We start from the raw sequence: 12,116 nt of genomic DNA, 5'->3' as shown, positions 1-12,116 counted from the left end.
CGGTATGGGGAGCATGTTCAAGGTCGGAGCACTGGTGCTGGCCGGTGTCCTGGCGGCCGCCGCGAGCCCGGCGCTTGCCGGCGATCCCGGCGTATCGAAGGACAGGATCGAGGTCGGCTCCTTCCTGCCCCTGCAGAGCGGCCTGTCCGCCGGCGCGACGCAGTATAGGGACGGCATCGACGCCTACCTGAAGTGGATCAACAAGAACGGCGGCGTCGACGGCCGCAAGATCGAGATCACCTTCGAGAACGACAGCTACAATCCGCAGCAGGCCGTGGCCGCGGCCAAGAAGCTGGTCGACCGCGACGGCGTCTTCGCCATCGTCGGAACGCTGGGCACCACCAATACCGTCGCGGCGATACCCTTTCTCGCCCAGCGCGGGGTGCCGCTGCTCGGGCCGCTTGGCAGCCATCCCAGCATCAACACGCCGACCGAGCGCGTGGTCTTTCCGATCTCGCCGCTCGGCACCTCTCACGGTCGCTCGCTGGCGGCCTATGCGCACGAGCAGATGGGCGCCGGGACCTTCGCCGTCTTCTACCAGGACGACCAGTACGGCAAGGAGATGATGCAGGGCGTCGAGGCCTACGCGAAGGAGACGGGGCTGAAGATCGTCGGCCGCGCCAGCTATGTGCCGAGCGACGTGGACGTCAGCGCCCAGGCCCTGGCCCTGCGCGACAGCCATCCGGACGCGGTGATCATGGCGGTGATCCCGAAGCACGGCGCCCTCTTCATGCTGGAGGCGCAGAAGCTGGGGTGGCGCAGCATCTTCCTGGCCCCGCAGCTGATGGCCGACGCGGTCAGCATGAAGCTCGGCGGCTCCGCGCTGAACGGCATGATCATCAACCTCTACGCCGCGCTCGAGACGATGGACACCGACGCGGTCAGGGAGGCGGTCGCCGCGATGAAGGAGTTCGCGCCGCAGACCGCGCCCGGCTACTGGTCCTTCATGGGCATGGCCGGGGCCAGGCTGTTCGTCGCCGCGCTGCGCAAGATCGACGGTGAGCCGACGCGGGCGAAGCTGATGGACGCCCTCGAGTCGCTCGGCACCTACGACTGCGGCGTCATCCCGCCGGTCACCTACGCGCCGGGGCACCACGCCGGGCCGACGACCTTCGGCTACGCCAAGATCGTCGACGGCGCGGCCGGCAAGGTCGAGCTGCTGAAGCACTGGAGCGAGTGAGTCCGGAAGCGCCGGCGCCCCGCCGCGGCGGGGCCGCCGGCGTTCCTCGCCGGGGCGGTTTGACTCGCCGCTGCGATCCCGCGGAGACTCCCGGTCGGCAGCCACGGGATCGCCGGCTTCCGCCGGCAGGACGAGAAGCCTGAATGACGGGCGACGACAAGAGGGGCGAGGGACCGACGGGGCGCCGTCCGGGTGCGCGCTCGGCGACCATCAAGGACGTGGCCGAGCGCGCCGGCGTGTCGATCGGCACCGTCTCGCGGGTGCTGAACAACACGACGCGGGTGAACGCGCAGAAGGCCGAGCGAGTCCGCGAGGCGGTCGCCGAGCTCAACTACGTCCCGAACATGGCGGCGCAGAACATGCGCCGGAAGACGACGCGCATGGTCGCCTGCATCCTGACGGACATCGGCAACCCCCTCTACGCGCGGCTGATCGCGGCGGTGCAGCGCAAGCTCAACGACAGCGACTACTCGATGGTCGCCATGAGCACCGGCAATGTCGAGAGTCGCGAACTCGCGGCCCTGGCCACGGCACGGCGCTACCGCTTCGACGGGATCGTCTACATCACCGGCTCGCAGGACCGAGCGGAGGTCAATGCCGCGATCGCGGAGGTCGGCATCCCGACCGTCCAGATCGAGCGCGAGAAGCCCGACAACGACACCTTCTGCGTCGACCATCGCCAGGGGGTGCGCCTGGCGGCGGAACACCTGAGGGCCGCCGGGCACAGCCGCATCGGCGTCGTCACGCCCGGGATCGGGGCGCGGCCGGCCGCCGCCCGCGTCGACGGCTTCCTCGCGCTCTGCGCCGAGCTCGGCGTGACCGACGGCGCGGACCTGGTGCGCCAGGTGCAGGGCCCGGTCGACAGCGGCTTCAACGCCGCGATGGCGCTGATGCGCCTGGCGAGCCCGCCGACCGCCGTGATCTCGCTCGGGTCCCAGCTGCTGGCCGAGGTGCTGCAGTACATGGCGGCCGCCGGACTCGCGGTCCCGGAGGATCTGTCGATCGTCAGCATCGGGGACAACGAGCTGACCCGCTTCGGGAATCCGCCGATCTCGGCAATCGACTGGGATTTCGCCCGGGTCGGCAGCGACGCCGCCGGGCGCCTGCTCCAGCGGATCGACGCGCGGCGGGGCGGCGGCCCGGATGACGGTCCGACGATCGCCCGCCTCTACGAGACGCGCCTCATCGAGCGCCGGTCGGTCGCCGCGCCGAAGGCGCCGGGGCGGCTGCACCGGGGCTGAGCATCGCCCGGCGCCGGTCCGCGCCGCTCAGTGGATGTAGGCGCCGCCGTTCACGTCCAGCGTGATGCCGGTCACGTAGGAGGACATCTCGGAGGCCAGGAACAGGCAGGCCTGGGCGATTTCGGACGGGCGTCCGACACGGCCCAGGGGATAGGCCTTCGCCGCGGCGTGCTTGTTCTCGTCGGAGTTCGCGCCGCGGGAGAAGTCCGTCAGGGTCAGCCCCGGCGCGACGGCGTTGGCCCGGATGCCCTCGGGCCCGAGCTCGCGCGCCATCGCCCGGGTCAGGCCCAGCACCCCGGCCTTGGCCGCGCAATAGTGCGGGCCGCCGAAGACGCCGCCGCCCTGCAGCGCCGACAGCGAGGCGACGTTGACGATCGCCGCTCCGGCTTGGCGCGGCATGTGCGGCAGGGCAGCCTGGGTCAGCTGCATTGTGCCCTTGAGAATCACCCCGGTGACCAGCTCGTAGTCGTCGGCCGTGACCTCGGCGAGGCGGCGGCGCTGGGTCAGCCCGGCGTTGTTGACCAGCACGTCGACCTGGCCCCATTCCGCGACGGCGCGCTCGATGGCCGCGGTGCAGGCCTCCGGGTCGGTGACGTCGCAGGCGAGGCCGATGGCGCCGCAGCCGATCTTCGCGGCCGCCGCCTCGGGCGCCTCGGCCTCGAGATCGAGGATCGCGACCCTGGCGCCCTGCCGGGCGAAGAGTTCGGCCGTCGCCAGGCCGATGCCGCGGGCGCGGGCGGCCCCGCTGATGACGGCGACGCGGTTCTCGAGGAGGGAGGAGGTCATAGCAGCACCAGTGCGATGTCGTTGAAGGCGATGAGCAGGCCGATGATCAGCAGCTCGACGAGCACGAAGGGGATCGAGCCGCGGAAGGCCTGCAGCAGGTCGATCTCCGGGACGGTGTTCTTCACCACGAAGATGTTCAGGCCGACCGGCGGCGTGATCGCGCCGATCTCGGCGCACTTCGTGACCAGGATGCCGAACAGCACGGGATTGATGCCGGCGTGCTGCACGACCGGGAAGATGATCGGCAGGGTCAGCAGCATCATCGTGATGCCGTCGACGAACAGGCCGAGCACCAAGTAGGGCAGCAGCAGGACCACCGTCAGCTGCCAGACCGGCAGATCGAAGTGGGTCAGCCACAGCGTGAAGTGCTGCGGCACCTGGGTCGTCGTCAGGGCCAAGCCGAAGAGGCCGGCCCCGATGACCAGCAGGAAGACGCAGGAAGTCGTGACGCCGGTGTCGATCAGCCCGCGCCAGACGATCCGCCAGCGGTCCTTGCCGCGGAACAGCACGATCGCCAGCGCGCCGGCGGCGCCGAAGGCGGCGGCCTCGGTCGCGGTGCCGATGCCGAGGTAGATCGTGCCCATGACGATCAGGAACAGGATCACGATCTCCCAGCTCTCGACGACGGCGCGCGCCTTGGCCCGGAAGCTGGTGCGGCCGATCGAGTGCGAGGGTCCGGCGCCGGGCACCAGCTTGACCCAGCCGAAGAGCATGACGGCGTAGAAGAGCGCGGTCATCACGCCGGGCACGATGCCGGCCAGGAACAGGTCGACGATGGAGGTGTCGGTGGAGATCGCGTAGACGATCAGCAGGCCGCTGGGCGGGATCAGCACGCCCAGGGTGCCGGCGGCGGCGACGGTGCCCGAGGCGATGGCCTGGCTGTAGCCCTCGCGCAGCATGCGCGGCACCGCGACCTGCGCCACGGTCGCCGAGGTCGCGAGGCTGGAGCCGGAGACGGCGGCGAAGCCCGCGCAGGCGAAGACCGTGGTGATGGCGAGCCCGCCCGGCAGGGACCCGACCCAGACGCGGGCGCTGTCGAAGGCTCTGTGCCCGATGCCGGCGGAGAAGCACATGTGCCCCATGAAGAGGAACAGCGGCAGCACGACGTAGGCGAGGTGCGCCGAGGCCGAATGCGCGAAGGTCGACAGCAGGAACTCGGCCGCCGGCAAGGGCCGCGTCAGGACGAGCCCGGCGAGGCCCGCGGTCAGCAGGGCGTAGCCGATCGGCACGCCGGCGATCAGCAGCGTCAGCATGCCGCCGAGCAGCGCAAGCCCCAGCGTGAGGTCTGTCATGGTCATTGGAGGGCTTCCGGGGCTGCGTCAGACGGAGGCATCGTGCTTCGGCAGGCCGGCCTTCAGCGCCTCGTCGCCGCCCAGCGTTGTGACGATCAGGTCGGTCACCAGTTGCAGCACGAGGAACACCAGACCGGCGGCGAGGATGATCCGCTCCGGCCAGATCGGGAAGGGATAGACGCCGAAGGAGGATTCGCCCTGGCGGGTCGAGGTGATCGCGTAGCCGATCGACAGCCAGGTGATGATCGCCACCGCCGCGAGCGTGACGACGAGCGAGAAGACGCGCTGGTAGCGGCGCCAGCGCGGCGAGAGCAGGTCGATGACCAGAGTCACCTGGAAGTTCGAATCGGTCGCCTGGGCGCCGGCCATGCCGAGGAAGATCTTGATGATCAGCAGCAGCACGCTGATCTCCGTCGCCAGGGGCAGGGGGGAGGAGAAGCAGGCCCGCCCGGCGACGTCGATCACGATGACGCACATCATCAGGCCGGTGGCGAAGCCGCTGACCGAGCCCAGGGCGATGTTGAACCGAGAGATTGCTTGGAGCAGCCGGAAACGCATCGAGTCCCCCGTCCGGTCGCGCGCGCTGTCCGGGCGCCGTCCCGCCGGCGGGGACGGCGCCCGCGGCGGAGCCTACTGCTTGCCGGCCGCCTTCAGGTAGGCCTCGAGGCCGGGGGTGTAGGTCGAGTCCGGCTCGTGCTTGCGCACCAGTGCCACGAACTGGTCGTAGATCGCACCGCCGTTCTTGGTCACCCTCGAGACAGACTCGATGTAGCGGCCGCGCAGCGTGTCGGCGACCGCGGCCTTCCATTTCGCGGCCTGCGCGTCGGTGCTGACCGAGACCTGGATGTCGCCACCCTGCTCGACCATGCGACGGGCCGCCTTCTCGATCGCCGCATTGACGACCTTGGCGAACTGGCCCGGGACCTCGGCGGCTACCTGCAGGATCACCGCCTGGTCCTCCTCGGGCAGTCCCTCGAAGCGGGCCTTGTTGATGCCCGTGACGGAGATGCCGTTGATGCCGAGGCGGCCGGCGTCGGTCGCGTACTTGGCGACCTTGGGGAGCCCGACGTTGACGCCGCTGTCGAAGGGGGCGTTGGTGACCGCGTCGACGGCGCCGCGATTCAGGGCCTCGACCGCCTCGGTGAAGCTCATCGGCACCGGCGATGCGCCCAGCTTCTCCATCGCCCAGCCGATGCCGGAGACGGCGCGGATGCGCACGCCCTGCAGGTCCTCGGGCTCGTGGATCGGCCGGTTGCTCCAGATCGCGCCGTCGGGAAAGGCCAGGGACCAGAGCATCTTGATGCCCTGGCGCTCGTACTCCTGCTTGATCTCTTCGTTCGAGCCGTAGAGCTCGATGATCGCCTTGGTTGCGGCGTCCGCCTTGTCGGTGATGTAGGGCATCATGATGTTCGACAGCGGATAGCTCTGCGGGTTGTAGGCCATCGGCGCCCCGGTCGCGATGTCGACCGCGCCGTTGGTCAGGCCCGGAAAGAGATCCCGCGCCTTCATCAGGGCGCCGGAGTAGTAGCGCTCGAAGGTGATGCGGCCGTTGCTCCTCTGCTCGACCTGATCCATGAACCATTCGTCCAGGGTCGTGGCGACCGCCGAGCGCGTGATGTAGCCGGCGTAGACGAGCTTCGTTTCGGCCAGGGCCTGCGGCACGTGCGCCACCGCCGCCAGCGCTGCCACGGAAAACGTCAGGCCGGCGGTGATCTTCCTGAGCTTCGGAAAGCCGAGCATTCTCTCATTTCCTCCCTTGGACGCTTAGTTTCCGCAGCTATAACATGCTGTGAAAACGTTCACAACCATCTCGGCGCAGCTTGCCTGTGCTCCATTGGCGCAGGTGAGGAGGTTGTAGTTCAGAACCGCATGATGTAGGAAACGGACGCAAATGGCGGCGACCCGCCATATGTGAAAACGTTATTGATTCCGGAAAGCCATGGTGAACGGAGACCCCAGCCGGCTCGCAGGGCAGTGCGCCGTCGTCACGGGCGGCAGCCGGGGCATCGGACTCGCGGTGGCGCGCCGGCTGCTGGCCGACGGCGCAGCGGTCAGCCTCTGGGCCCGCGACCAGGCCGTGCTCGAAGCCGCGTCCGGGCAGCTGGCGGCCGGGGCGCGCGTCTCCTGCCACTGCGTCGACGTCTCGAACCCCGACGAGGTGTCGGGCGCCGCCGACCAGACGCGAAGCCGGTTCGGGCGAGTCGACATCCTGGTCAACAATGCCGGCATCCTGGGGCCGCGGGCGGCGGTCGGCGACTATCCGCACGAGGCCTTCGAGACGGTCCTGGCGGTCAACCTGACCGGCACCTTCAACTGCTGCAGCGCGATCGTCCCGGAGATGGTCCGCAACGGCTACGGACGGGTCGTCAACGTCGCTTCGGTCGTCGGCAAGGACGGCAATCCCTTCGTCTCGGGCTACGCGGCGTCGAAGGCGGGCCAGATCGCGCTGACAAAGTCGCTGGCCAAGGAGGTCGCCCGCAGCGGCGTGCTGGTGAACGCCGTCACGCCCTCGGCGAGCGAGACCGAGATCTTCGGCAGGCTCGACGACGACCGCCGGCAGAAGCTCCTGGCCAACGTGCCGATGGGGCGCTTCGTCGAGCCAGGCGAGATCGCGAACCTGGTCGCCTGGCTCTGCTCGCCTGAATGCTCCTTCTCGACCGGCGCGGTCTTCGACATCTCGGGCGGTCGCGCCAGTTTCTGACCCCGGAGGCCGCTATCCCCCGGCTGGTTCGAGCCGGGGAATCAATTGCTCGACCTCCTCGAGCAGGGCGTGGCGGGAGCCGCCGGCGATGTGCGGCGTCATGACGATGTTCGGCAGACGCGCCAGCCGGTCGCCGGCCGGGCGCGGCTCCACGGCATGGTTGTCGATGCCGGCGCCGGCGATCCAGCCGCCTTCCAGAGCCGCGGCCAGGGCCTCCTCGTCGACCAGCGAGCCACGGCTGGTGTTGACGAAGATCGCGCCGGGCTTCATGCGCCGGAAGGCCGCCCGGTCGAAGAGATGGCGCGTCTCCGGCACGGCCCGGGCATGGAGCGAGACGACGTCGGCTTCCTCCAGCAGGCGCTCGAAGGATCGGTAGCCCAGGCCGAGCCGGCGCTCCTGCTCTTCGCCCAGCCTGTTCGGCTTGCTGTAGAGAAGACGCATGCCGAAGGCGGCAGCGCGCCGCGCGACCAGTGTGCCCACCTCGCCGAGGCCGACGATGCCGAGCGTCTTGCCGTAGAGGCCGGTCAGGCCGGCGAGGCCGGGCCAGTTGTAGGCCACGCCGTCGATCGGGTGCACCTTCCCGCGGTCGTAGCGGCCCGCGCGGGTCGCCTTGTCGGCTTCGACCAGCGCCTTGCCGACCGCCAGCATCAGCAGGATGGCGTGCTCCGCGGTGTAGGCGAGGGTCGGGCGGGCGATGCAATTGACCGTGACGCCGGCGGCGCGGGCCGCCACCAGGTCGATGCCCGTGGCGCGTTCGCCGAGGCGGTTGATCATCCTGAGGCTCGGCGATGCGGTGATCACCGCCGCATCGATCACGGCCCGCCGGCAGACGATGGCGTCCGAGCCGCGGCTGAGCTCGGCCAGCCGCGGCTCCTCCTCGCGCGAAAGATAACGCACCTCGCAGCGGCCGAAGAGCCTGCAACGTCGGCCGATCCCGGTGACGTCCGAGGCCGTCACCGGCTCCGGTGAGAAGTAGTCCCTGAGCCAGTCCTCGCTCAGCACCCGATCGCCTTCGAGCGCGAAGCGCACGAGTTGCATCATCGGATCGTCGTCGGCGATCGTGATCACCGGCATGGCGGTCGGCACGGCGGTCGGCCCGGCGGTCGGCACGGCGGTCGGCACGGCGGCCATGCCGGCGGCGTCAGTGCCGCTGGGCGTTGATCGCGCCCTCGATGCGCCGTGCAGCGGCGAGAGTCGCCTCGAGCATCGACTTCGGGAAGAAGCGGTTGGCCGGGCCGACGACGGTGAGCGCGAAGGAGCTGGTGCCGTCCTGCAAGGGCACCGACAGGGAAGCGGTGCCGGGCGTCACCTCGCCGTAGCTGACGGCGTAGCCGTTCCGGCGCGCTTCGGCGACGCGCGCGAGGATCCGGCTGCGGTCGATCACCGTGTCCGGCGTCTCCTGGACCAGCTCGGCCTTGTCGAGCAGCTTCTCGACCGCGGCCTCGTCGAGCAGGGAGAGCAGGGCCACGCCGGTCGCACCGGAGTGGAACGACGAGGAATAGCCCTTGCCGTACTCGAACTTGATGCCGTGCTGGCTGGCCAGCTCCTCGGCGATGATCTTGCGCAGGCCGACCCGCTTGCACAGGCAGACGGTCTCGCCGGACTCCTCGCGCAGACGCTCCATCTCACGGGTCGCGATCAGGCTGATGTGCGCGAAGCCGTCCTCGATCTTGGCGGCGAGCTTGAGGATCTCGTTGGACAGCAGGTAGTCCTTGGAGACCGGGTCCTGGACGATCAGGCCGGCGTCGAGCAGGCTCTTGAGCAGCCGGTGGGTCGTGCCATTGCCGTAGCCGAGCGCCCTCTGGATGTTGGAGAAGCGGGTCTCGCCCTCGGCCAGGATGTGGAGGATCTCCACGCTCTTGCCGATCGTCGTCTGCCGCTTGGCAATCTCGGCCGACGGCTTCCGCTCTTCCTTGGTGACGCTCGACATCCCCCGGCTGGCTCCCCCGGCTGGCTCCCGCGGCTCAGTACTGGTAGGGCTCGTCCCACAGCGTCAGGAACTGCCCGCTCTTCTTGGCGAGGGCCATCTGATAGACCCGATGGCCGCAGATCGCATCGTATATGGCCATGCCGCGGGCGAAATAGACGATAATCTGCCCGTCGTCGTCGCGTCCGGCGACCTCGCCCGTCAGCACGCCGCCGAGGTCGAGCACCCGGTCCGCCGGCACGACGCCCTGGTCGACCAGGCAGCCTGGGGTGAGGTTCTTGCGCTCCAGCGACTGGGCCGAGTTCGCATAGAGCTTGTCGGCCCTGGCGAAGACCTCGTAGGTCGCGTCCCAGATCGACAGGTCGACGAACAGCGCACCCGGCTTCAGCCAGTCGTAGGGAATGTAGGCCTGCGAGGGGTCGGTCAGGGTGGTCGCCGGCATGACGATGTCGCAGTCGCGCACGGCGGCCTCGGCGCTGTCGACGGCGCGCGCCGCCAGGCCGTGCTTCGCGACGATCCGCTTCGCGTAGGCCGCGGCACGCGCGCCGTCGAGGTCGTAGACCAGGCAGTCGACGAGATCCGCGCCGCAGACCTCGACCGTCGCGTCCAGGGCGGCGCGGTTGATCGGCCCGGTCCCGATCAGGCCGAGCCGGCAGGGCCCCGAGCGCCGCAGGTACTTGGCACCCAGGGCGCCGAGCGCCCCGGTCCGGATGCAGCTGATCACGGCGGCGTCCATCAGGGCGATCGGATAGCCGCTTTCCGGATCGAGCATGGTCAGCAGGCCGGAGGCGCGGGGGCCGCGGCCCTTGGCGGGGTTCTCGGGATTGCTGGGGATGTTCTTGACGCCGACCTTCCTGACGCCGTCGTCGTCGAGGAAGGCGGCGTGGATGTTGACCCGCTTGGTGCCGGCGTAGCCGACCCTGCGGCGCAGGTCCTCGAGCGGCAGGTCCCAGAACAGCGTGGCGGTCGTCGCCTCGATGGCGAGGTCGCGATAGAGCAGCGACGTCGCCCGGTCGACGTCCTTCACCGTGGCCGCGATGTCGGCCCCGCCGAACTCCACCACCTCCTCCTGGCTCAGGAAGAGAAACTCCTGCTTGGACATGCCATACCTCGATTGATTTCCGTATATCGGACTTATAAGTCCATATTGATCAATTCCGTACCGCGCCGCCGGGCAAAGTCAAGCCGCTTGTGACCGGGAGAACAGTACCTGGTTCTGCGGATTTTTCGGGGCTCGGGTTCTTGACAAGTCGATGAAAGCCGTGACTCATGAAGTCTGATATTGGCAACATAAAGTCCATTATTCGGAAAAGGGGGCTCACGGTGAGACAAGTACTCGCGTCCCTTGCGATGGCCTGCCTTCTGGTGGCGGTCACGCTCTCGACGGCCCAGGCGGCGGACCGGGCGTTGCGCATGGCCTACGACATCGGCGACATCGCGACGCTCGATCCGCATCGCGGCTCCTCCCACGTCGACCGGGCGATCGCCGACATGCTGTTCAACGGCCTCGTGCGGGTGCCGCCGGGCCAGGCGAACATCAGCACCGTCGAGCCCGACCTGGCCGAATCGTGGGAGGTCGGCGACGGCGGCAAGCGGTGGGTCTTCCACCTGCGGCACGGCGTGATGTTCCATCCCTGGAAGGACCACCCGGCCTACGAGATGACCGCGGACGACGTCGTCTTCTCCCTGGAGAAGGCGATGGATCCGAAGACCTCGGCCTACGCCAGCGAATACGACGGCTTCACCGTCAAGGCGCTCGACAGGTACACGGTCGAGATCGACACGGCGCAGCCGGTCTCGGAGACGCTGTTCCTGGCCAAGGTCATGAACTATGCTGGCGGCTTCATCGTCTCCAAGAAGGCCTACGAGGACCTCGGTCCCGACGGCTTCCGACTGCATCCGGTCGGCACCGGCCCCTTCATGTTCAAGGACTACGTGCCGAAGGAGCGGATCAGCTTCGTCGCCAACGAGCGCTACTTCCGCGGCAAGCCGAAGCTGCCCGGCGTCGAGCTGCTGTTCATGCCGGACGTCTCGGCGCGCGGCATCGGCCTCCGCACCGGCGAGCTCGACCTGATCCAGGGCAGCAGCGAGGAGAGCTGGGTCAAGCTGATGCGCAGCTACCCGGGCATCTCGGTCAAGGTCTTCGGCCCCGGCTCGGCCTCGATCCTGTTCCTCAATACCAAGAGCAAGCCGCTCGACGACATCAGGGTGCGGCAGGCCATCGCCTATGCGCTGTCCCGCCAAGCCGTCGTTGCGGCGATCGGCGCGGAGACGGCGACGCCGCTTTATGCGCCCTTCCCGGGCGAGTACCTGCCGGGTGGCCTGACGACCGAGGAGGTCAGGGCCAAGGGCCTCGACTATCCGACCGACATCGCCAAGGCCAAGGCCCTGCTGGCCGAGGCAGGCTATCCCGACGGCATCAGCCTCGACGTCGTCCACACCGAGCTGGCGGTCATGCTGCGGCCGATGGAGAACATCCAGGCCCAGCTCAGGAAGGCCGGCATCAACCTCAACCTGAAGGTCGTCGACCACCCGACCTTCCACTCGCTGATCCGCAAGGACGCGAGCCAGATCGTCCACTACATGGCCTGGCGGCCGAACGCCGACGTCTTCCTGACCCGCTTCTACGATTCCTCTTCGGACATCACGGCGGGCTCGAAGCCGGACACCAACTTCTCGCACTATTCCGGCGTCGACGGCCTGATCGCGGAGGCCAAGGCGACGACCGACGCCAGGAAGCAGGCCGAGCTCTGGAAGCGGGCCTCGGTGCAGATCCTCGAGGATCTGCCGGCGATCCCGGTGTTCCAGGGGCGCGTTGCCATGGGCGTCCGGGACACGGTCGACCTCGGCTATGATCTCGATGCGAACCTGGCGTTCTTCATCCCGATCACGGAGACCGTCTACCTCTCCGACTAGCCCCGGTGCCCGGCCGGCGCCTGCCCTCCAGGGGTTGGCGCCGGCTCCGCCGGCCCCCGCCTTTTCCCGAAGC

Annotated in this window: 11 protein-coding genes; 4 read left to right on the top strand and 7 right to left on the bottom strand. The window is 68.9% G+C overall.

The features are described from left to right. Nucleotides 1-13 precede the first annotated feature (13 nt). Nucleotides 14-1,180 carry an ABC transporter substrate-binding protein gene (locus B9O00_RS15720; protein WP_159460231.1) on the top strand — a complete coding sequence of 389 codons (1,167 nt, stop codon included), beginning with the start codon at nt 14-16 and terminating at the stop codon, nt 1,178-1,180. A 143-nt stretch (nt 1,181-1,323) separates the two neighbouring features. Next, nucleotides 1,324-2,421 (top strand): LacI family DNA-binding transcriptional regulator, encoded by a 1,098-nt coding sequence (locus B9O00_RS15715; protein ID WP_085123642.1) that lies wholly within the window; start codon nt 1,324-1,326, stop codon nt 2,419-2,421. A gap of 27 nt (nt 2,422-2,448) precedes the next feature. Here the strand turns inward: B9O00_RS15715 and B9O00_RS15710 are convergent, their stop codons facing one another. The 4 genes from B9O00_RS15710 to dctP all read right to left on the bottom strand — a co-directional run bounded on the left by B9O00_RS15710 (nt 2,449) and on the right by dctP (nt 6,239). Continuing rightward, nucleotides 2,449-3,207, bottom strand: a complete 759-nt coding sequence (locus tag B9O00_RS15710; RefSeq protein ID WP_085123641.1) for an SDR family NAD(P)-dependent oxidoreductase — start codon at nt 3,205-3,207, stop codon at nt 2,449-2,451. Further along, nucleotides 3,204-4,505, bottom strand: a complete 1,302-nt coding sequence (locus B9O00_RS15705; RefSeq protein ID WP_200808533.1) for a TRAP transporter large permease — start codon at nt 4,503-4,505, stop codon at nt 3,204-3,206. Before B9O00_RS15705 ends, B9O00_RS15710 begins: the two co-directional genes overlap by 4 nt. A gap of 21 nt (nt 4,506-4,526) precedes the next feature. After that, entirely contained in the window at nt 4,527-5,057 is a 531-nt protein-coding gene (locus B9O00_RS15700) for a TRAP transporter small permease subunit (RefSeq protein WP_085123640.1), read from the bottom strand. Nucleotides 5,058-5,129: 72 nt separating this feature from the next. Then, nucleotides 5,130-6,239, bottom strand: coding sequence for a TRAP transporter substrate-binding protein DctP (gene dctP, locus B9O00_RS15695; protein WP_085123639.1), 1,110 nt, complete (start codon nt 6,237-6,239; stop codon nt 5,130-5,132). 202 nt (nt 6,240-6,441) lie between these two features. Here dctP and B9O00_RS15690 point away from each other — a divergent pair, with 202 nt between their 5' ends. Continuing rightward, nucleotides 6,442-7,200 (top strand): SDR family NAD(P)-dependent oxidoreductase, encoded by a 759-nt coding sequence (locus B9O00_RS15690; RefSeq protein ID WP_200808532.1) that lies wholly within the window; start codon nt 6,442-6,444, stop codon nt 7,198-7,200. Nucleotides 7,201-7,212: 12 nt separating this feature from the next. Here the strand turns inward: B9O00_RS15690 and B9O00_RS15685 are convergent, their stop codons facing one another. Genes B9O00_RS15685 through B9O00_RS15675 form a run of 3 tightly spaced genes read right to left on the bottom strand, consistent with a single transcriptional unit; the run spans nt 7,213 to nt 10,229 of the window. Continuing rightward, entirely contained in the window at nt 7,213-8,331 is a 1,119-nt protein-coding gene (locus B9O00_RS15685; RefSeq protein ID WP_085123637.1) for a 2-hydroxyacid dehydrogenase, read from the bottom strand. Nucleotides 8,332-8,341: 10 nt separating this feature from the next. After that, a complete protein-coding gene (locus B9O00_RS15680) occupies nt 8,342-9,130 on the bottom strand; it encodes an IclR family transcriptional regulator (protein WP_085123636.1) in 789 nt (262 codons plus the stop codon). Between the two features lie 34 nt (nt 9,131-9,164). Further along, complete coding sequence (locus B9O00_RS15675; protein ID WP_085123635.1) at nt 9,165-10,229, bottom strand: ornithine cyclodeaminase family protein; 1,065 nt, start codon at nt 10,227-10,229, stop codon at nt 9,165-9,167. Between the two features lie 248 nt (nt 10,230-10,477). Between B9O00_RS15675 and B9O00_RS15670 the strand changes: the two genes are divergently transcribed. After that, a complete protein-coding gene (locus B9O00_RS15670) occupies nt 10,478-12,043 on the top strand; it encodes an ABC transporter substrate-binding protein (RefSeq protein ID WP_159460230.1) in 1,566 nt (521 codons plus the stop codon). Nucleotides 12,044-12,116: the final 73 nt, after the last annotated feature.

Source organism: Tistlia consotensis USBA 355 (assembly GCF_900177295.1).
Classification (GTDB): domain Bacteria; phylum Pseudomonadota; class Alphaproteobacteria; order Kiloniellales; family DSM-21159; genus Tistlia; species Tistlia consotensis.
Note: the sequence above shows the minus strand (reverse complement) of the source record. Positions and strands in the feature narration are given on the sequence as shown.

Excerpts from the sequence above, each read along its gene's own strand:
- B9O00_RS15685 (WP_085123637.1), bottom strand. The coding sequence starts at position 8,331 with ATGGCCGCCGTGCCGACCGCCGTGCCGACCGCCGGGCCGACCGCCGTG.
- B9O00_RS15715 (WP_085123642.1), top strand. The coding sequence starts at position 1,324 with ATGACGGGCGACGACAAGAGGGGCGAGGGACCGACGGGGCGCCGTCCG.
- B9O00_RS15670 (WP_159460230.1), top strand. The coding sequence starts at position 10,478 with ATGGCCTGCCTTCTGGTGGCGGTCACGCTCTCGACGGCCCAGGCGGCG.
- dctP (WP_085123639.1), bottom strand. The coding sequence starts at position 6,239 with ATGCTCGGCTTTCCGAAGCTCAGGAAGATCACCGCCGGCCTGACGTTT.
- B9O00_RS15705 (WP_200808533.1), bottom strand. The coding sequence starts at position 4,505 with ATGACCATGACAGACCTCACGCTGGGGCTTGCGCTGCTCGGCGGCATG.
- B9O00_RS15710 (WP_085123641.1), bottom strand. The coding sequence starts at position 3,207 with ATGACCTCCTCCCTCCTCGAGAACCGCGTCGCCGTCATCAGCGGGGCC.
- B9O00_RS15680 (WP_085123636.1), bottom strand. The coding sequence starts at position 9,130 with ATGTCGAGCGTCACCAAGGAAGAGCGGAAGCCGTCGGCCGAGATTGCC.
- B9O00_RS15700 (WP_085123640.1), bottom strand. The coding sequence starts at position 5,057 with ATGCGTTTCCGGCTGCTCCAAGCAATCTCTCGGTTCAACATCGCCCTG.
- B9O00_RS15720 (WP_159460231.1), top strand. The coding sequence starts at position 14 with ATGTTCAAGGTCGGAGCACTGGTGCTGGCCGGTGTCCTGGCGGCCGCC.
- B9O00_RS15675 (WP_085123635.1), bottom strand. The coding sequence starts at position 10,229 with ATGTCCAAGCAGGAGTTTCTCTTCCTGAGCCAGGAGGAGGTGGTGGAG.